The 20,330-nt window shown below is 49.3% G+C and carries 21 protein-coding genes; 11 read left to right on the forward strand and 10 right to left on the reverse strand.

What is annotated here, in order from left to right:
• Positions 1-74: 74 nt before the first annotated feature.
• Positions 75-2,813, forward strand: a complete 2,739-nt coding sequence (locus ACJJI4_RS19035) for a M1 family metallopeptidase (protein WP_444926144.1) — start codon at positions 75-77, stop codon at positions 2,811-2,813.
• Between the two features lie 96 nt (positions 2,814-2,909).
• On the opposite strand, the gene ACJJI4_RS19040 is transcribed toward ACJJI4_RS19035, so the two are convergent.
• The 3 genes from ACJJI4_RS19040 to ACJJI4_RS19050 form a co-directional block, all read right to left on the reverse strand.
• On the reverse strand, positions 2,910-3,494 hold the full coding sequence (locus ACJJI4_RS19040; RefSeq protein WP_444926145.1) for an HdeD family acid-resistance protein: 585 nt from the start codon (positions 3,492-3,494) through the stop codon (positions 2,910-2,912).
• A gap of 395 nt (positions 3,495-3,889) precedes the next feature.
• Complete coding sequence (gene aptA / locus ACJJI4_RS19045) at positions 3,890-5,203, reverse strand: omega-aminotransferase AptA (RefSeq protein ID WP_282930904.1); 1,314 nt, start codon at positions 5,201-5,203, stop codon at positions 3,890-3,892.
• Between the two features lie 126 nt (positions 5,204-5,329).
• Positions 5,330-6,775 (reverse strand): NAD-dependent succinate-semialdehyde dehydrogenase, encoded by a 1,446-nt coding sequence (locus ACJJI4_RS19050; protein ID WP_444926146.1) that lies wholly within the window; start codon positions 6,773-6,775, stop codon positions 5,330-5,332.
• A 161-nt stretch (positions 6,776-6,936) separates the two neighbouring features.
• Here ACJJI4_RS19050 and ACJJI4_RS19055 point away from each other — a divergent pair, with 161 nt between their 5' ends.
• The 9 genes from ACJJI4_RS19055 (at position 6,937) to ACJJI4_RS19095 (ending at position 13,720) form a co-directional block, all read left to right on the forward strand.
• Positions 6,937-7,863 (forward strand): LysR family transcriptional regulator, encoded by a 927-nt coding sequence (locus ACJJI4_RS19055; RefSeq protein WP_444926147.1) that lies wholly within the window; start codon positions 6,937-6,939, stop codon positions 7,861-7,863.
• A gap of 231 nt (positions 7,864-8,094) precedes the next feature.
• Positions 8,095-8,472, forward strand: coding sequence for a PH domain-containing protein (locus ACJJI4_RS19060; protein ID WP_444926148.1), 378 nt, complete (start codon positions 8,095-8,097; stop codon positions 8,470-8,472).
• Positions 8,473-8,560: 88 nt separating this feature from the next.
• On the forward strand, positions 8,561-8,791 hold the full coding sequence (locus ACJJI4_RS19065; protein WP_108734816.1) for a hexameric tyrosine-coordinated heme protein: 231 nt from the start codon (positions 8,561-8,563) through the stop codon (positions 8,789-8,791).
• Positions 8,792-9,083: 292 nt separating this feature from the next.
• The gene (locus ACJJI4_RS19070) at positions 9,084-9,608 is read left to right on the forward strand and encodes a nuclear transport factor 2 family protein (RefSeq protein ID WP_444926149.1); all 525 of its coding nucleotides are present in this window, start codon (positions 9,084-9,086) and stop codon (positions 9,606-9,608) included.
• Positions 9,609-9,822: 214 nt separating this feature from the next.
• Positions 9,823-10,284, forward strand: a complete 462-nt coding sequence (locus ACJJI4_RS19075; protein WP_444926150.1) for a YccF domain-containing protein — start codon at positions 9,823-9,825, stop codon at positions 10,282-10,284.
• A 260-nt stretch (positions 10,285-10,544) separates the two neighbouring features.
• On the forward strand, positions 10,545-11,372 hold the full coding sequence (locus tag ACJJI4_RS19080; RefSeq protein ID WP_444926151.1) for a DUF5694 domain-containing protein: 828 nt from the start codon (positions 10,545-10,547) through the stop codon (positions 11,370-11,372).
• 100 nt (positions 11,373-11,472) lie between these two features.
• Positions 11,473-12,402: an alpha/beta hydrolase gene (locus ACJJI4_RS19085; RefSeq protein WP_444926152.1), complete on the forward strand. Its 930-nt coding sequence runs from the start codon at positions 11,473-11,475 to the stop codon at positions 12,400-12,402.
• Positions 12,403-12,615: 213 nt separating this feature from the next.
• Entirely contained in the window at positions 12,616-13,212 is a 597-nt protein-coding gene (locus ACJJI4_RS19090; protein WP_444926153.1) for a lipase family alpha/beta hydrolase, read from the forward strand.
• 55 nt (positions 13,213-13,267) lie between these two features.
• A complete protein-coding gene (locus ACJJI4_RS19095) occupies positions 13,268-13,720 on the forward strand; it encodes a phosphate-starvation-inducible PsiE family protein (protein ID WP_282930894.1) in 453 nt (150 codons plus the stop codon).
• A gap of 62 nt (positions 13,721-13,782) precedes the next feature.
• Here ACJJI4_RS19095 and ACJJI4_RS19100 read toward each other — a convergent pair whose 3' ends face one another.
• The 7 genes from ACJJI4_RS19100 to ACJJI4_RS19130 form a co-directional block, all read right to left on the reverse strand.
• Positions 13,783-14,541, reverse strand: a complete 759-nt coding sequence (locus tag ACJJI4_RS19100; RefSeq protein ID WP_444892256.1) for a TerC family protein — start codon at positions 14,539-14,541, stop codon at positions 13,783-13,785.
• Between the two features lie 89 nt (positions 14,542-14,630).
• The gene (locus ACJJI4_RS19105) at positions 14,631-15,017 is read right to left on the reverse strand and encodes a SpoIIAA family protein (RefSeq protein ID WP_413663643.1); all 387 of its coding nucleotides are present in this window, start codon (positions 15,015-15,017) and stop codon (positions 14,631-14,633) included.
• Positions 15,018-15,158: 141 nt separating this feature from the next.
• A complete protein-coding gene (locus ACJJI4_RS19110) occupies positions 15,159-15,650 on the reverse strand; it encodes a VOC family protein (RefSeq protein WP_444926154.1) in 492 nt (163 codons plus the stop codon).
• Positions 15,592-15,903: a putative signal transducing protein gene (locus ACJJI4_RS19115; protein ID WP_282930890.1), complete on the reverse strand. Its 312-nt coding sequence runs from the start codon at positions 15,901-15,903 to the stop codon at positions 15,592-15,594. Before ACJJI4_RS19115 ends, ACJJI4_RS19110 begins: the two co-directional genes overlap by 59 nt.
• A gap of 96 nt (positions 15,904-15,999) precedes the next feature.
• The gene (locus tag ACJJI4_RS19120) at positions 16,000-16,398 is read right to left on the reverse strand and encodes a hypothetical protein (RefSeq protein WP_444926155.1); all 399 of its coding nucleotides are present in this window, start codon (positions 16,396-16,398) and stop codon (positions 16,000-16,002) included.
• Between the two features lie 269 nt (positions 16,399-16,667).
• On the reverse strand, positions 16,668-18,176 hold the full coding sequence (locus ACJJI4_RS19125) for an aldehyde dehydrogenase (protein WP_444926156.1): 1,509 nt from the start codon (positions 18,174-18,176) through the stop codon (positions 16,668-16,670).
• A gap of 84 nt (positions 18,177-18,260) precedes the next feature.
• Positions 18,261-18,923 (reverse strand): fumarylacetoacetate hydrolase family protein, encoded by a 663-nt coding sequence (locus ACJJI4_RS19130; protein WP_444918466.1) that lies wholly within the window; start codon positions 18,921-18,923, stop codon positions 18,261-18,263.
• Positions 18,924-19,073: 150 nt separating this feature from the next.
• Between ACJJI4_RS19130 and serA the strand changes: the two genes are divergently transcribed.
• The gene (serA, locus tag ACJJI4_RS19135; RefSeq protein ID WP_413663649.1) at positions 19,074-20,321 is read left to right on the forward strand and encodes a phosphoglycerate dehydrogenase; all 1,248 of its coding nucleotides are present in this window, start codon (positions 19,074-19,076) and stop codon (positions 20,319-20,321) included.
• The last annotated feature ends 9 nt before the right edge of the window (positions 20,322-20,330 follow it).

Genomic DNA, 20,330 nt, shown 5'->3' on the forward strand with positions numbered 1-20,330 from the left:
GCCCAACTATTTGCATCGCGTAATTTTTCTCCAAAGCGGTACAATCAGCCTTTTGGCTGAGTGCTCCCCCTACCATGAAAAAGAACATCCCGCTCGCCCTGCTAACTGCGGCCCTGCTCTCAGTAGCAGGTTGTAACCCCGCAGAAAAAGCATCGGAACCAGCAAAAACCAATACTGCCCAGGAAGTCGAGGCTAAAGGCCTCGATTTTGATAAGGCTCCCGAAGGGCGCCTGCCCGAGGGCACTACCCCCTTGGATTACCAGCTGGAACTGGTGCTGGACCCTCGCAAAGACACCTTCACCGGCAAGGTGGATATCGATATCCAGCTGGCGGAAGGTGCCCGACATATTTGGCTGCATGGCAAAAACCTGAATGTGGGCGAAATCTACGCACAGCTCGATGACGGCCGCCAGATTCCGGCCGAATACCGGGAAGTACTGGACAGTGGTGTTGCCGCAGTAGAGTTTGCTGAGAAGATCGATGCGGGCACTTTCAAACTGCACATCGACTACAGTGCTGCATTTGATCGCAACCTGGCCGGGCTTTTTAAGGTCGAGGAACAGGGCGATGCCTATGCCCTGGCAAAATCCGAATCGATCCAGGCCCGCAAGTATTTACCCGGTTTCGACGAGCCAGGCCTGAAAGCGCCCTTTACCGTCAGCCTGACAATACCCGAAGGCTACGCAGCGATTAGCAATGGGCCCGAGCTGAAGCGCGAAGCGGCAGGTGACGGCATGGAGAAAGTCACTTTCGCCACCACACCACCGATGTCAACCTATTTGCTGTCCCTGTCTGTCGGCCCCTTTGACCAGGTTGAGCGCCCAGCCATTCCGCCGAGTAAATACCGCAAGGACCCCATTCCCCTGCGAGGCTTCGCCCGTAAAGGTCGCGGTGAAGATATGAACTACATCCTCGATATCACCCCCAAAATGGTGGAGACCTTCGAGACCCAGCTGCAACGCCCCTACCCATTCAAGAAGCTGGACATTATTGCCGCCCCCCAATGGCCCAGTGGCGCTACTGAATTGTCCGCGGCAATTACCTATCGCGAACAGCGTATCCTGGTGGGCGACAACCCGGCTCCCGGCACCCGCCTGGCTCTCGTAGAAGTTCATGCGCACGAAATTGCCCATATGTGGTTTGGCAATCAGGTCACCCCCCCCTGGTGGGACGACCTGTGGCTGAAGGAAGGTTTTGCTACCTGGGGGGAGGCGCTGGCCCTCACCATTATGGAACCTGAAGAGGGGCACGACCTAAACGCAGCGACTTATGCGATCGGCGCCATGCAGCTAGACTCCCTGGCCAGCACCCGCGCCATTCGTGAGCCCATCGCGGACAACAACAACATTCGCAACGCCTACGATTCGATCACTTACTCGAAGAGCCTGGGCGTTATCCACATGGTGGACACCTATTTCGGAGCGGAAAACTTCCGCCCGGCACTGGGACGTTACCTGGAAACCTTCTCCGACAGCGTGGCCGACTCACCACCCTTCTACAAAGTGATCGGCCAGGAAACCAACACCCCGGAACTGACCGAGACTTTCCGCAGTTTTGTCGAGCAAAAAGGGGTTCCACAACTGGATATCTCCATGGACTGCAATAGCGACGGCAAGGCCTCGCTAGTGGTTCAGCAGAGCCGTTACAAGCCACTCGGCTCCCCTATCGCCGACGCCAGCGATAAATGGAGCATCCCCTTCTGCTTCAGCACCGATAGCGGCGTGCAGCAGTGCCAGATCCTGACTGAGGCAAGGGAAACCCTGGAGATTACCGGCGGTGCCTGCCCAAATTGGGTAATGCCCAATGCTCAGGGCAGCGGCTACTACCGCTGGAACCTTCCCAAGACGCAGTGGCAGGCACTGATTAAACAATTTGCCCTGTTCTCTGCCACTGAGCAGCTGTCCATTATCGACAGCGCCTTCTCAGCTTTCGAGGCCGGCAATCTCACTGCGGCACCACTGCTGGAAGTAGTGCGCAAATCCGCAGTGGCGGACAAGCGCCAGGTGATCACCATGCCACTGCGCTACCTGCAGAAGTACCGGGATAATTACCTGGGTGAATCCCAGCGCTCTGCATTCCTAAATTTTGCCCAGAACCTGTACCTGCCGATACTAAATCGCAGCGCCAATAGCAGTGATAGCGACCAGCAGATGCTGCACAGCGACCTGCTAACCTTTATGGCACAAGTTGCAGAAGATCCTGACTCGCGCAAGCAGTTACAGGAAATGGCAACCGCCTTTACCGGCTTTAAACAGGAACGGGATGCGAAGGCGTTAAGCTCTGACCTATACCAGGCAGCCCTGAGTGTGGCAATACAGGATGCGGGGGAGGATTTCCTCGCACACCTGATCAAAGTCCGCGCCGAGCTGGATGATCCCCGCTTTGAAAATGCCAGTGCCAATGCCATCGGTACCAGCAACAATCCCAAGCAAGTGGAAACCATTCAAGCATTAGCGCTCAGCGACGAAATGGGGCCGAGAGAATCATTTGGCCTGATCCATTACGCCCTGGCCCAGCCCAGGGTTCAGGAACAGCACTGGGAGTGGCTGCAACAGAACTTTGACAAGGTAGTAGATAAGATTCCGGCCCAGATCCGCCGCCGCACCCCATCACTTGCCGCTGCCTTCTGCGATAAACAGCACCTGGGCGAACTGCAACAACTCTTTGCCCAGCAAGGTGATTTAGCCCCCGGGTACCAGCGCAGCCTCGCGCAAGCCGAGGAGCGAATCCAGCTGTGTATGGCACTGGAGAAAAAAGGCAAAGCGTTAATGGGGGCATTGCCGAAGGCAGTCAATCTCGCCGCTAAGCAATAAAAAACAGAAGTTGTTATTTAAATAGCAATTCGAAAAGGCCGGTATTACTAAGTAATACCGGCCTTTTTTATTACTGAGCGTATTTGAGTTAAACGGTTATGAAGAAGCGGATTTATTATGCTTGCGCAGTCGGAAAGATAACCAGATCAATGGCAGCCCCAAAATAATCGCATAGGCACCGATTACCCAGAGCAACGCCAGAGCACCGGCCCCGGGGCTGACTAAAATTGCAATTCCGAAAATCACCGAGAGAACACCAATGGCGATCAGCAGCCACTCGTTATCAATTTCCTTGCGCAGGCGAACAGCGCCGACAATTTCAAAGATACCCCGCACCAGGGCCCAGGCACCGATAAAAATCACCAACACTAAAGCGGTAACCTGCGGGAAAATAAAAGTCACAATTCCCGCGGCCAAACTGATCAGCCCCGAGACAATCAACCACCACAGTGGAGTGGACTTATGCCGCCCCATCACCGCTGCAACCAGGGAAAAAATACCATCCAGGAAAGCGTAAACCCCAAAAAGCAACACCAGGGTCAACAGGGACAATCCCGGCCAGACAAAAGTCAGCACGCCAAAAATCACCGCGACAATACCGCGCAGCAGGAGTAGCCACCAGTTTGCAGACAACACCTGCAAAATAGGTCCGGTCGCCAGGGGAGGAGTGTCAGCGGACATAGAAAAGTCCCCAGGTTGAGTAACTTTCCATATTGAAGAGTCCCTTACCATCAGGGAATTGAATTTTTCCCCGGCGGTTTTTAAAGGCAGCCTACGAGCGCGGCCAGGCAGTCGACTCTGCAAAGACTGTGACCGCGCCGCAGACCACTATTTTCAGTGTAGCTCTAAACGACAATAGGGAAGTTACGCAAACTGCCCTGCGGGTCATGAAAGGAGAGGAAGGGAGAAAACTAATAAGGCAAGACTGCACTCGGGACCGTATGAGGCATGGATGCCGATTATGAGTTTACAGGGATGTATACACGGAGCGTCTCGAGAGATGTATATTCTTTCCTTCTGACACAAGAGTAATTTGGAGAGAACGGCAGCCCGAACGGGCTGCCGCAATAGCATAATCAGGCCAGAGCGCCGATCACACCACGCAGTTTATCCACAACAGCATCGATCTCGTGCTTCTCGATAATCAACGGTGGGGACATACACAGGGCATCGCCAATACCACGGGCCATCACTCCAGCTTCCCAGGCCATACCAGAGACTTTGGCTCCGTATTTCCCTTTCAGATCCTGCGGCGCGCGCAGCTCAATAGCGCCCACTAAACCGTAATTGCGCACATCGATCACATTGTCCAGGTCAGCCAGGCTGTGCAAAGCATTTTCCCAGTGCTGGCCAATTTCACCGGCAGCGCGGGTCAACAGGCCTTCGCGCTCGTAAATATCCAGAGTCGCCATACCCGCCGCACAAGCAACCGGATGTGCTGAGTAGGTATAACCGTGGAAGAATTCCACCGCACCATCGGGAGCCGCATTCATCACGGTTTTATAAATTTCGTCGCTGACAAATACCGCACTCAAGGGCACTGTGGCATTGGTAATCCCCTTCGCGGAGGTGATCATATCCGGGGTCACACCGAACTCCGTGGAGGCAAATGCAGAACCGGTACGGCCCCAGCCGGAGATGACTTCATCAAAAATCAGCAGCAGGTCGTGCTTATCACAAATTTCCCGCAGGCGTTGCAGGTAGCCTTTGGGAGGCAATACCACACCGCCGGCACCGGCAAATGGCTCAACAATCACAGCGGCAATCTGGTCGGCACCGTGGAAAGCTACCAGTCTCTCCAGGTCTTCAGCCAACTCAATACCGTGCTCCGGCAGGCCACGACTGAATGCATTGCGCTCGATATCCAGGGTGTGACGCATATGGTTGGCTTTCACCGGCTGGCCAAAACCCTGGTAGTTGGGAGGAATACCGCCCACAGAAATACCGCCGAAGTTTACTCCGTGATAACCCTTCTCACGGCCGATAAACATAGTGCGAGTGCCCTTGCCGCGTACACGCTGGTATTGCAGGGCAATTTTCAGGGCGCTCTCAACTGCCTCGGAACCGGAATTACCGAAGAACACATGGTCCAGGCCATCGGGAGTGTGCTTTACCAGACGCTCGGAATACTCAAAACCCAACTCGTGACCAAAATTAAAAATAGAGCTGTAGTCGAGTGTTTTTGCCTGCTGGTAAATTGCCTCTGCAATTTCAGAACGACAGTGGCCCGCATTGCTGCACCACAAACCCGCAGTCGCATCAATAACCTGGCGACCGCCTTTCTCCGTGAGATAAATCCCCTCGGCGTGCTCCACAATTCTCGGTGCAGACTTAAAGGTGCGGTTGGGGGTAAACGGCATCCAGAAAGCATCGGTTTGCATCTCAGACATAGTATTAATCTCCGCAAGTTCCCTGAAGTTTCAAACTCTTAATTAGGGGAGCCACAGGCTCCCGAAAATCTGTTCGAGCGCTTGTCACCTAGGACAAGCGCAGGCCAGTTGTGTTCAGACCCGGACTCAGGCCCCGAAACAGCAATATTTGGTCTCGTAAAATTCGGCCATACCCTCGACACCGCCCTCGCGGCCAATGCCGGACTCTTTAACACCACCGAAGGGTGCCACAGTGGTGGAGAAAACCCCGGTGTTACAGGCAATCATGCCGTAGTCGAGCGCCTCTACCACACGATTGGCTCGGCGAATGTTTTCACTCATCACGTAAGCCGCCAAGCCGTAGGGCGTTTCATTGGCACGGCGAACCACATCTTCCTCATCGGAAAACTTCTGTATCGCCGCCAGAGGGCCAAAAATTTCCTCCTTGGCGATACGCATGGTATCGGTAACTCCAGTGAGGATGGTTGGCGCAAAAAAGTTATCGCCATTGGCCAGCTGCTCACCGCCAATTTCAATTTTTGCTCCGGCCTCAACCGCGTCCTGTACAAGCCCCTGAACCCGGTCCACAGCCCTGCGGAAGATCATCGGGCCCATATTAACCCCTTCCTCGGTAGCGTGGCCGATCTTCAGGGCGGCAACCTGCTCGCGCAGCTTTTCCACAAACTCATCGTGCACGGATTCGTGCACGTAAATGCGGTTGGTGGCCACGCACACCTGGCCCGCATTGCGGAATTTGGTCGCCATACAGGCGCTGACTGCGGTATCCATATCCGCATCGTCAAATACGATAAACGGCGCGTTGCCGCCGAGCTCCATGGACATTTTTTTCACGGTGCTGGCGCACTGGGACATCAACAGCTTGCCCACAGCAGTGGAGCCGGTGAAGGTGAATTTGGCCACACGGGGATCTTGGGTCAGAACCTTGCCGATTCCTGGGGAATCACTGCCGGTAACTACATTGATAGTCCCCTTGGGCAGGCCCGCTTCTTCCGCCAATTGGCACAGCGCCAGAGCAGATAGTGGCGTCTCCAGGGCCGGTTTGATCACCACAGTACAGCCCGCCGCCAGTGCCGGACCCGCCTTGCGGGTGATCATGGCATTGGGGAAGTTCCAGGGGGTAATACAGGACACCACACCCACCGGCTGGCGGATGGTATTCAGGCGCATGGCCGGGTTATGAGTCGGGATCGTCTGGCCATAGGCCCGACGGCACTCTTCCGCGAACCACTCAATAAAGGAAGCCCCGTAGATAATCTCACCTTTCGCTTCCGCTACCGGCTTGCCCTGCTCCAGGCTAAGGATCATTGCCAGGTCATCGCTGTTATCCACGATCAGCTGGTACCAGCGCTTGAGAACTGCAGCTCTCTCACCGGCTGTACGGCGGCTCCAAGCGGGGAAGGCTTCATTGGCCGCCGCCACTGCCGCCTCGGCATCCTCTGCGGTACCGTCGGCCACACGGCCCAGCAACTCACCATTGGCCGGGTCACATACATCTACAGTGGCGGCAGCGTCACGCCATTCGCCCGCTATATAGTTCTGAAATTTCAACAGGTCCGAATTTGCAAGTTTCACAGGGAAATTCCTAGTAAATAGATGTTATTAGTAGTATGCGGCGATTCTGGCCGCAGCTAACTGAGGAGAATAGTAGTATTTTTCCAACTAAAGTTTATATTTATCAAACTTTAATTATATCTACAGCCAGAAACCATCTCAGCGCCCCAGGAAGTGCAGCTATGAGCAAAACCAAAAACGCCCTGGGAGGCCGCCTCAGCGATATGGATTTGCGCCTGCTGCGCGTCTTCCGCGAGGTTGTGCACGCCGGAGGCATCACCCCTGCCGAAGTCACTCTGAATATCAGCCGCTCTACGATCAGTGTGCATATCTCCGACCTGGAGACACGGCTGGGTATGCAGTTGTGCTTGCGCTCTCGAGGCAGGGCCGACTTCAAACTGACCCCGGAGGGGGAGGCCTTGTATCGGGCTATTTTGGAGCTCGATGGGCACCTGGATACCTTCAAAAGCCAGGTCAATGCAATCCAATCCCAACTCACCGGTACCCTGCGCCTGGTAATGCCCGACGATGTATTGGAAATACCGCAACTGAACTTGCCCGGAACTATTGCCCAACTGCGTGAGAAGGCCCCACAACTGCACCTCGAAGTACAACTGGCCGCCCCTCAGGAACTCGAGTTGGAAATCCTCGCAGGCCGCGCCGATATCGGTATCAACCCCCTGCACTCACGTCGACCGGGGCTGGAGTACCAACCCCTGTTTTATCACCAATCGATTCTCTATTGCAGTAACAGCCACCCCTGTGCCCAGGTGTCAGCTATTGATGAGGAGCTACTCACCCAGCAGGAGTTAGCTGCGCCCAGTCATACTGTTCTCTCTGGTGCGGCGCACCTGTATCGATTGTTTCCCAAGCGATCCACAGCCAACCATATGGCGGCCAGGTTGGCGATGATACTTTCTGGGTGCTTTGTGGGTTTCCTACCGGAATACCTGGCCCGCAGATATGTCGGAGAAGGAACCCTGCTCCCCCTGCTACCGGAGAAGTTTCACTACCAAATACAAAATGCTGTCACCTTCAAAAAAAGTGCAACAACTCATCCCGCTGTGCAGCTTTTTTTGGAAGCCTTACAAATCAATAGACAGATATAGCCACTGCTGTTTATCCCTAGTGATACTGAAATAATCGAGTCAAGAATCCAGTGAATAGAGAGATAAGCATTTCAAAAATTACCAACTACTTATGATCGATCCTCTATTGTGGAAGTTGTCATGATAATTAAATAAATTTAAACATAAAAACACAACCAAAAAGTAAATCATCTGTAACTTAATACGCCACAGTGGTAATCTCCTCCTCCAATAGAATTACAGGGATAACCCGTGATAGATTTTAAAAACTCACCAGTATTTAAACTCAAGCCTATAGATATCTCTGAATCCAGGGATGACTTTAATAAGTTCCTGATCGAGGGGGAGTTTATTTTTGCAGGTTTTAAAACTATTCGCGATCAGGTAGTTTTCACCAACAAACGTATTATTGCCGCCAATGTTCAGGGTATCACCGGCTCAAAAGTAGACTACACCTCTTTGCCTTTCAGCAAGATCCAGGCATTCTCTGTTGAGACCGCTAGCACTTTTGATCTGGACTGTGAAATAGAAGTTTATTTAAGCGAGATCGGTAAGGTAAGGTTCGAAATAAGAGGTTCTTTCGATCTTATTCAGTTCAACAAATATATCAGCCAATACATATTGGACTGAGTTCAACCCTTAGTAAATATACAAAATAACTGGGGCTCAGCAGCCCCCACAACTTTATCAATCAACCCGATAGTAGAGAGGGATGTCCATGTCGCAAATCTGGTTAGAAAGCCTAATTACTGAAAATGCACAACAAGGCTTTGAACTTGCAATGAAACTATCCAGGATGGGAGTAAAATACACCCAGCCTTCAGATGAAGTACGGGGTAAGCTGAGGTCCGCCTATGAGGAAAATGCAGACAGCCTGATCGCCTCCTCTCAGGTTGTTGCCATTAACTTCCAAACCGTTGCAGCAGCCAATAATTACTGGCGCGGCTAAAGGGTTAAAAATGCGTTACCCTTATGGAACGGGTAACGCATTCTAGATCTACAAAGCTTCAAACAATCCTCCTCCATCCTCCCCTCAATAATTTATGGTCTTTTAGTACTACAAACACTCTGATTCTGTACTAAAAATTAGCCATCACTATAGGTAGCTGCAAGATCGTCATATTCACTGTTGACGCTCTCGACCTTATTGATATTTATAAACATTGCGATACTGTCTTTGGCACAAGATAGATTAACTCAACGACCAGTAATATTGCGCCTCAAATGGGAAGGTGAATGAGATGGAATACAATGACGATGAAAAGTACTTAATTCAACTTTGGGAAACCCATACCGAGGCCGAATTCGATCAAAAAGATGCCGACGCCGCAATTGCTACCATGACAGAAAATCCCGTATTAATTCATGTACCGGTTAATACCGGCGCAACGGGAAAAGAACCCTTACGAAAATTTTATAGGGATATATTTATTCCTCAAATGCCAGCGGATATAAATTTACAGCTTCTTTCCCGCACCGTGGGCAAAGACAGCTTAGTGGATGAGTTTATTCTTCACTTTACCCATTCTATTCGTATGGATTGGTTCGCACCTGGTATCGAAGCAACAGGGAAGAAGCTATCAGTCCCCCATGTGGGAATTATTAGCTTCTCCAATAGAAAAATCAGCTCTGAGCATATTTACTGGGACCAAGCGACTGTATTGGATCAATTGGGTATATTGCAGTCAGGTCTACCAGTAACAGGAAGTAGTCAATGTCATCGCTTGCTAAATAGTAATGCTCCGGCAAATGAGCTGATACCGTAACTTTTATACCCAAAGGGCAAAATCCAAGCCGGCCACCAATCTGACCGATCGGTCATAAATAGGCCAGCGAAAATAGCCATAACTGAATCCAAAGCGTGGGCATTTGCGTCTAACTACTGTAATTTAAATAAACAATATAGCGATTAGGATTTGCGGTAACATCAGTAGATTACCGTTTTCACTAATAAATTTTACCGAATTGGTAGGGGTAGTTATGCGAACACTTGGAAATTTCCTCTGGTTTATCCTTGGCGGTGTCTTTATGGGACTCTGCTGGTGGTTTTGCTCGCTGGTTGCCTTTATCAGTATTATTGGTATTCCCTGGGGAAGAGCCTGCTTTGTAATCGGCAAATTTTCTTTTTTCCCCTTCGGCAAGGAGGCAATTTCCCGAGAAGAACTCACCCTGCGCGGTGATATTGGGACAAGTGGCTTTGGTTTAGTAGGAAATATTATCTGGTTCCTATTGGCTGGCATCTGGCTCGCTATTGGCCACCTTCTGCACGCTATTGCCTGTTTTATTACCATTATTGGTATACCTTTTGGTTTGCAGCACCTTAAGCTTGCAGCAATTTCACTCTCTCCGATAGGAAAGACTATTGTCAGCAAGGAAGTAGCCCATTCCGCTAAAATGCGTAATGCCGATGTTGAAGTGACCAGATTAAGAAGTGGTACTTAAGTAAACATACATTAACAATGATACCGTACCAACTTAGGGCTATTGCTAAAATAGCCCTGAGTTGTCAAGTCCCACCGCAATAAATTAATAAAAAATTTTTTCAGATCAGAAAAATCACTCTGTTTACCTTGTTATAAGTAGACACTACTAATTTAGTACATTCAACCTTGAGTCCATCTAATACCATAAAATGTAAAGCTATTCATTTCGTGTAATGCATAGGTAAACTATAGAAACAAAATAAACAACTAGGGTATTAAATGAAAAACATAGCAAGACAAGTCACTAGCTCAATTATACTTTCTTTGGGGCTTATTGGCCTAAGTGCCTATGCTGAGTCAGTAGAAACTACAGAGCCTGCACAAGTTATGCTTTTTGGTAGTTTTCACTTTAGCCACTTCAGCAAACCCAGCAAAGATGTGGTGAAAACACAAGTTATTGATGTTTTTACCGAAGAAAGTCAAAGGTATTTGGAGGACCTATCCTCACGGATTGCCGCCGACTCGCCAACACATGTTCTTCTGGAATGCCACACCAATGACGAAAGTAAAATGAATCAGCGCCTTACCAAATATGTCAAGGGTGAGCACAAGCTAAATAGAGGAGAAAGCGAACAGCTGGGATTCAGGATAGCCAAGAAGGCCGGCCTGTCTAAGGTCATCTGCTATGATGCTAGCCAAGATCTCCCCTATGGCGAACTTTTATCCTATCTAGAAAGTAATTCGCCCGAGCGAAAAAAAATAACTGATGAATTTTTGAAGGCTTGGGGCATTCGATTTAATGAGATACATGCCTCACTGTCATTGGAGGAAGTTCTGGATAAGCACAATGACCCCACTGAAGATAAAGTAAACGTAGGCTCCTATATAATGCTCAATGATGTTGGCCAAGGTGATAACTTTATCGGGGCCGATCTATCCTCCAAATGGTGGTCCAGAAACTTCCGTATGTATGCCAATATCCAAGCCGTCGCCCAACCGGGTACCAAAGTTTTCGTTCTCGGTGGACAGGGGCATAGCTCTATAATGAGACCGATGCTCGAATTGGATGATAAACGTGAAACCTGGGATGTCCGCAGTTATTTCTAAAGAGGGCTCAACACCAAAGTCAGCCCCTTAGAGGGAGGAGCCCTGCCACTGGTTTTATAGATAGAGTAGAACTTTATCTACACCCCAAAGGCAGGGCGCTATGGATATCTATAAGACCTTATTATTCGGTATTCTTTTCAGTCTAATACCACCGTGTACAGCTGAAGAACCCCCTAAAGAAGTACAAGTATCGGCAGGAAAGCTTGAAACACTGCCCTCCCTGACACTGGAAGGACTTGCTGAGCGCCCAATTCATGTATGGCTGCCTGATCAATATCCTACACAGAAACCCTATGCCGTCCTTTATATGCACGATGGACAGATGCTGTTCGACAGTAAAACCACCTGGAATGGTCAGGAGTGGGGCATGGATGAAGTCGCCTCTCGGTTAATAGCAGAAAAGAAGGTACGTCCCTTCATAGTTGTCGCTATCGATAACATTGAGACACTTCGCCACGGTGACTACTTCCCCCAGAAAGCTCGGAGTTTTTTACCTAAAGAAGCTTCACAGGTCCAACATCCATTTAACCAAGCCGAATTGCGTGGAGATCTTTACTTACAATTTTTGGTGACCAAGGTGAAACCCTATATTGATAGTCATTACGCTGTGAGTGGTGATCCCAGCGACACCTTTATTGCCGGCGCGAGTATGGGGGGATTAATATCACTCTATGCGGTCACAGAGTACCCCGAAGTGTTCTCTACGGCTGCAGCTATATCCACCCATTGGCCAGGGATTAACCCCGACGACAAACTACCGATAGCTGAGGCTATTCGCGACTATCTAGAGGCAAATTTACCTAAGCCTGGAAGTCACCGATTTTATTTTGACCATGGTACAGAAACCCTGGATGCTTATTACCCACCTCTGCAACGGACTGTGGATAAAATCATGCGCCAGAAAGGGTATTCCTTTTCAAATTGGCAAACCCAAGTATTTGAAGGTCATGCCCATGATGAGAAATCATGGAATTCTAGACTCGATGAAATATTAATATTTCTATTTGGAAACCCTCAAACAGACGCTTGAATTACTTTTTTATTTCAGATGCCGGCGTCTATATAAATAAAAGACATAGTTGCCGGCATTCCAACTTATCCCTTAAGACTACTTTGCTACTTTGTGGCATCCAACAATAGTTCTGCAACTACACTTCTCTATCAAGCTCCCAATAGTTTTTGGCAGACAAATAACTATTGGGATTGAAGCTTTTCCTAACGCATCACTTCTCCTGCGACAAGAATGAAACGTAAAAGCCGAACAGTTCTTTTAATACCTGGAATTTTTGATCGAGGAACCTCCTTACTTAGAATGCAGCACGAATTAGCTGCCGAAAATTATGACGTACACTATATCCACCTACGCTATAACTCCGGCTGGCATGGTATGGAACACCTTTCGTCCCAGCTTCTCGCAAAATTGGAGCATGTCGTAGATAAAGAAACTACCTGTACCCTGGTGGGATTCAGCATGGGAGGGATAATCGCTCGGTATTATTTACAAGCCCTTAATGGTTTGGAGCGGGTGCATAAATTTATATCAATTTCCTCTCCCCACCATGGTAGTTACTGGGCAAACTTTCTTCCTTACAAAGGTGGGAAACAATTGCGGATCGGCAGTGATTTTTTACGCGCGTTGAACTTAGGCATTCAAAAATTGGAGGTTACCGAACCGGCTTCAATCTGGACACCCTATGACATAACCATTATGCCCCATAGTAGTGCTATCCTGGGCTTGGGAACATCCTACGAAGTTCCAGTGATACTACATCGAATGATGCCGCTAAGTAGCAAGGTAATTTCATTACTAAAACAGGAAATTAAATCAGGATTGGATTAAGAAGCTCACTGACAGAGACTAGCTTTAATTTTATGAGTTTAACGAGAAGTAAGGCATGGACAGCCCAGAAGAAAAAACTTCGATTACAGATAAGGCAATTCACAACTACTATCGAAAATTTGAAAGCCTGATTGCCCTAATTTTGACTTTTATTATTGTTGTAATCGTAATAGTCGCGATCAGCCGATTGGGATACTCTGTATACAATATGTTACTGGTGGGCATGCAGGACCCTCTGGACCACAAGGTATTTCAAACAATATTTGGCGAGATTATTACTTTACTGATTGCACTGGAATTTAGCCATACACTTCAATATGTAGTTACACGTCAACAGAGTATTATTCAAACCAAAGTTGTCGTACTTATTGCTATTTTGGCTTTATCCAGAAAATTTATTATTTTAGATCTGGATAAGGTCAATGCTGGCGAGCTTTTGGGGTTATCTACTGCCACTCTCGCGCTGGGCCTTACTTACTTAATATTGAAGCTTAAAAATAGTAACTAAGGGTACTATTGCAAACCAGACAGTAATCCGGGGTGGAGGAACACCTCCACCCTCTCACTATATTAACTATCTTCACGTAGAGCGTGATGTAACCTTACCGGTGGGGTCTTACGGACTTTCTTGCTGCGCATACGCAAATTGAGGAACTCCACAGCCATTGAAAACGCCATAGCAAAGTAGATATATCCCTTAGGTACATGGACATCAAACCCTTCAACCACCAGAGTTAAGCCCACCATAATTAAGAAGGATAGTGCCAGCATTTTCACGGTAGGATGACGATCAACAAAATCCCCGATTGGTTTAGCCGCTACCAACATAACGATTACCGCCAGAATAATCGCTATTGCCATGATTGAGATCTCGTCGACCAATCCGACAGCGGTAATTACAGAATCCAAGGAAAAGACAATATCCAATAGTGCAATTTGTAGTAGCACCATCCAAAATCCCGCACTGCCGAGAGAGGATGCACTCTCCTCCTCGCCCTCGAGACTATTGTGAATTTCATGGGTAGCTTTAGCGATTAGGAACAGCCCTCCGCCAACCAAAATAATATCACGCCCTGAAATCTCCATGCCATAGATACTAAATAGTGGCTCGACCAAGCCCATAATCCATACAATAGAGAAAAGCAGAGCCAACCGGGTCACCATTGCCAGGGTAAGACCGATAAAGCGCGCGGGCTCTCTCTGTTTTGGAGGCAACCGTCCAACCAAAATGGAGATAAAGATAATATTATCGATGCCCAGCACTATCTCCAGGGCAGCCAATGTGGCCAGTGCTATCCAGGCCTCAGGGCTGGCTATCCACTCAAACATACGGTCTAATCCTTATATAATTTATTATTTAATAAGCCTTTAATGGACAAATATTTTATTTTTCTATTCTGGCTTTATCACTTCAAAATCTAGGTATCTTCCTCCAGCCAAGCTTTCGCCTCAGTTTCTGATTCAAATGTTCGATATTCACCACCGATAAACCAGCTACCTACTTTTCCGGCGACTTTCAGCCAGCGCTTATCTGAAAGTACGGCAACCCGGTTAAACTCCCGGCCGTATTCAATACCCAACTTAAAATCATCCCAAGCCGCCCGAGGCTCCCACCCCTCCAATTCTCGAGCATCCATAAATACGTTTATCTTTGGGTGCTCAACTTTTTCTATCGCTGCGGTCAACATTGGCACCATGGTTTCGTAATCATCATGGGTCAACTTACCACGGGCCTTCACAGTAAGGAAAATATAATCGGATTTCTGTTCCAAACCGATAGACACACCATGGGACGTAACAGTCATAAGACACCTATAAATCTCTTACGAATTATCACTACATAATCCATACTTTAATCATCGAAAAAGCCATGAATTCATGAGTTAAGATAACAAGTTCATATTAGTTGAAAGGTGATAGGTTTAAGTATTTGAATAGCTATTCTCTTACAAGCTGATAGTATCAGAACCACTGCCATCAAACTGTACCAGACAGAACTCATTTCCAAAGGGATCAGTTAATGAAGCCTTAACTCCCCATTCTTTTTTCTGGATTTCACCCTGTATCTGTCCACCAGCATCGACCACCTGCTCTATTACCAGAAGCAAATCCTCTACAACAATATCCATATTTACCGGCGTCCAGTGCCGATCATAGCTACCTATATTTTTTTTACTGTTTATCGGCCAGATCCCCGAATCCCTTTGCTGTAGAAATATAGGCACAGTGCCACCGAGCATCTCAATCATATCCGTTCCCAGGCGGCGACCTTCGTAAAGGCCAAATGCATCTCGATAAAAATTGATCGCCCGGTTTAAGTCATCGACATCAATGTTGAGAAGTACTTGCATTGTGATATGCGACCCACAAAACTCCGCTTTAGTCAGCTCCTGCTGGCTTGGGTTCTCCACATTGCCAGCAGTAATCAAAAGCTGCACCGTTATCTTCCCCACATGCCTGGCAGAACCAGCTATTCGAATCCACCTCAGCCTCAGCCAGGACCTGTCGGGCCCGCTCCAAATCGCGGTCACGCTCTAACCATAATTCGGGCCAAACCTGGTTGGGGGCTAATTCACCAGTAGCCCCCTGGGCATATTCATTTTTTAATTGTGTTTTTATTCCCGCAACTTCAAGTCGACTCTTTGCCAACTCAACCAACAAACGGTTTTCATGGGTATAAATAAGTTTCATAATTGGGCCGCACAAATATCAGGAATCCCCAGATTACACAGCTATTAATCTGCAAACAAACCCTGCTTCTGCCAAGCAGGCAATTCCTGAAAATTCTCAGCGCACACCGATCAAACCACAATTTTCATATTCACAGTATTTCTCTTCTCCAACCGTAATGATCTCCAGAATAGACTCTACGGAGTCAACTGCTGAACGGCTGTTCAATAGAATTCTGCCTGAGCGATTGGCAATATATTCAAGGACAACTTTTCCTTTTCTATTGCGATGCTCAGCAATTTTCTGCCCTTTTCTGACTTGATCACCACGATTGACAAATAGCCTGATCCACTCTCTTTGCCTCTGCTTGAGATTGTTATTGTGAGACATACCGGTATAAATTTTTTCTGCGCTAACAAGCCCTGCTATTTCGCCAAAAATTGGCGCTTTTTCAGCATGGGCATAGGTCGCACCAATGGCACTTAAAGCCACAAATAGAACGGTAGTTTTGTTCAAATCAGCACCCCTACACGCTATAAAACTCGTGAACTGGAATACTCATATCCTGAAAATGTCGCCCCAAACTTTTCTCAGGGCAATAAGTTAGGTATAGCTGACTAGATAATTCACGCCAGAAAATCCACTGCGCGTCGATCCGGCAGCTGGTATGGAGGTAGAGGGAGATAAACACTGACTACACCGGAGCCCTGTATGTCTAGTGGTAATTCCGGCGTGAGTGGGAAAAATGCATGAGGACCGGGAGTCCGGCCCTCAAATCTGAGAAGCTAACTCAAATCAATCCAGGTGGACTTGAGTTCACAGTACTTATCCAGCGCATGTAGCGACTTATCGCGGCCATTTCCAGACTGCTTAAAACCGCCAAATGGTACAGTGATATCACCACCAAAATAGTTATTTACCCAAACAGAGCCGGCGTATATATCCCGGGCCATACGGTGGGCACGCCCCAGGTTATTGGTCCAGATACCCGCCGCCAGGCCGTAGATTGAGTCGTTGGCAATGGCGAGTGCTTCTTCCTCTGTCTCGAACTCGATAACAGACAGTACCGGGCCAAAGATTTCTTCACGGGCGATCGTCATGTCACCGGTGACACCGCGAAATACCGTTGGCTCATAGTAGTAACCGCCTGCTACTTCATCTACCGGTTTGCCGCCGCAAACCAATTGGGCACCCTGCTCCAGGCCCTTGGCCACGTAAAATTCAACCGTATCAAACTGGCTGCGATCGATCAGGGCACCCATACGGGTAATTGGGTTTTGCGGATGCCCGGGCTTAAAGCACTCTGCCGCTTTAGCCACCTTTTGAATAAATTCATCGGCAATAGATTTTTCAACCAGCAGACGCGATCCGGCGGTACAGGTCTCCCCCTGGTTGTAGAAAATGGCCAGGGCCGCAGCTTCTGCCGCCTTATCCAGATCTGCATCGGCAAATACAATATTCGGGCTTTTACCGCCGAGCTCAAGGAAAGTACGCTTGAGGTTGGACTGACCTGAGTACTCGGTCAGGGTTTTGCCTACTTCGGTAGAACCTGTAAAGGTCAGGCAATCGATATCCATATGAAGGCCCAAGGCTTTACCCAAGCTACTTCCCGGCCCCGGTAGCACATTTAGCACGCCATCCGGCAGGCCCGCTTCCTTAGCCAGGCCCGCCAGCTTAATCGCGGTCAGCGGTGTGTTAGACGCGGGCTTCAGGATAACGCTGTTGCCGGTGGCCAGGGCCGGCCCCAGTTTCCAGGCGGTGGTGGATAAAGGGAAGTTCCAGGGCACAATGGCGGCCACCACCCCCAGGGGCATACGGGTAACCAAGCCCAGCTCACCGGGGCCGGTCGGGGCCACTTCATCGTAAATCTTGTCGATTGCTTCACCGCTCCAGCGAATCGTAGTGGCCGCTCCAGGGACATCCACGGCCATGGTATCGCCAATCGGCTTACCCGCATCGAGGCTCTCGAGCAGGGCAATTTCCACCAGATTCTCTTCAATCAGCTCTGCAAAGCGCACCATAATTTTTTTGCGCTGCATTGGCGGCATTTTCGACCAAGCGCCAGACTCGAAGGTTTCCCGAGCCACCTTTACCACCAAGTCCGCGTCATTTGGACCGCAACTGGCAATTTGCGCCAGCTCTTCACCATTTGCGGGATTAAAAGTGGCGCGAGTTTCACCGGAGAGGGCATCGACATAGCTGCCATTGATAAAGGCACGGCCCTCGATCTTCAGTGAGGCCGCCAGAGCCTGCCATTCCTGCAGGTTTTGGGGGATATTATTTTTCGCTGACATGACACACCTCATTTAATTTGGAGATAGTTTTCCCGGTTATATCGAAAATGTGATCACAAATCAAAGAGCTAAAGTCATTCTAAACTAGGCCACCTGCGTTTCCACACGCAGCCAATCATCTTCCAACTGCATCGCCAGATTATCGCCGTGGTGTAATTCGCCCACTCCCGCCGGTGTGCCCGTCAAAACCACATCGCCGGGTTCGAGCGTAAAGTAACTGCTGACATAGGCCACCAGATCGAGAATTGGTGTCAGCATATTTTCGGTTTTACCCTGCTGGCGCAGTTCACCGTTCAGCCATAGGGAATAGCTGAGCTTGTCCCAGTCCGGCAACCAATCGAGTTTCACAAAGGGAGAAAGTGGACATGACTTATCGAACCCCTTGGCCTTTTCCCAAGGATGTCCCGCTTTTTTCAGCTTCGCTTGGAGGTCGCGCAAAGTTAAATCCAGGGAGAGGCCCAAGCCAGCTATTGCCCCGGGGACTTCTGCCACATTGGCATTACTCAAGCGCTTACCAATCAACAGGGCAAGCTCCCCTTCAAAGTGGCAACTGCCGCGCCCCGCTGGTAAATGGATGGTTTCTACCATAGGTACCGCGGCTGTTGCCGGCTTGATAAATAGCAGGGGTTCTTCTGGCACCGGATTATTTAACTCCGCCGCGTGGTCTGCGTAATTGCGCCCCACACAGACAACCTTCCCCAAACCAAACGGTACTTCACTGCCACAGGTAAATTGATGCTGGTACATAGATAAACAAGATAGTTAGGATAGAAATTTCGAATAAAGCCTTGGAGGCTGCATGTGCTATGATCGCGCCTTCGCCAAAATTGCGGCACCCCCGAAGAAGTGATCTAAGCACTTTGCACCTGTTATTCGCACTCAGTGAAGAGATAGTTTATGGCTCCGCACAGTTCCGATCAAAAGAAGTCCCTGCAAAAAGATAAAATCCGCATCCTGTTGCTGGAGGGCGTACACCAGTCCGCCGTCGACTTACTCAGCTCCCGAGGCTACACCAATGTGGAGTACCTCAAGACCTCCCTGCCTGAAGATCAATTGATCGAGAAAATTGCCGATGCGCACTTTATCGGTATTCGCTCGCGTACCCAGTTAACCCGCAAAGTGTTGGAACATGCGTCTAAACTGGTAGCCGTAGGCTGTTTTTGCATCGGCACCAATCAGGTGGATCTACAGGCGGCGACGGAACTGGGTATCGCGGTATTTAATGCGCCCTACTCCAATACTCGCAGCGTTGCCGAGCTGATTATTGCCGAAACTATTTTTATGCTGCGCGGTATTCCAGAGAAAAATGCTGTGTGTCACCGCGGCGGCTGGCAGAAGTCAGCGGTGGGCTCATACGAGGCCCGGGGCAAAACCTTGGGCATTATCGGCTACGGCGCTATCGGCTCCCAGGTTTCTGTTATGGCCGAAGCTATCGGGATGCGAGTCAGATTCTACGATGTGATTACCAAGTTGCCGCTGGGCAATGCCACCCAAGTAAACTCACTTCCGGAATTGTTGGCGGAATCCGATGTGGTCTCCCTGCATGTACCAGAGTTGCCTTCCACCAAAATGATGATGGGCGCCGAGCAGATCGCGCAGATGAAGCCCGGCAGTATTCTCCTCAACGCCTCTCGCGGCACTGTGGTAGATATTGATGCCCTGGCAGAAGCACTCAAGAGCAATCACCTGGCCGGTGCGGCAATCGATGTCTTCCCGGTTGAGCCCCGTGGCAACAGCGACGAATTCGTCTCTCCCCTACGCGGAATCGATAAGGCGCTGCTGACCCCTCACGTAGGTGGCTCCACTGTGGAGGCCCAGGAGAATATCGGTACAGAAGTATCGGAGAAACTCGCTCACTACTCCGATAACGGCACCACCACCAGCTCTGTGAACTTCCCGGAAGTAGCACTGCCCGGTCACCTGGATACCCACCGCCTGCTGCATATTCACAAGAATGTGCCCGGCGTGCTGAGCGCCATCAACCAGGTGTTCTCAGAAAATGCCATCAATATCTCCGCACAGTTCCTGCAAACCAATGAGACAGTGGGTTATGTAGTGATCGATGTGGACGCAGAGTATTCTGATCTGGCACTGGAAAAATTGAAGAGTATCCCCGGCACCCTGCGCTGCCGCGTGCTTTTCTAAGCCTTTCGG

The sequence above is a fragment of the Microbulbifer maximicatervae (SeqCode) genome, assembly GCF_052467305.1.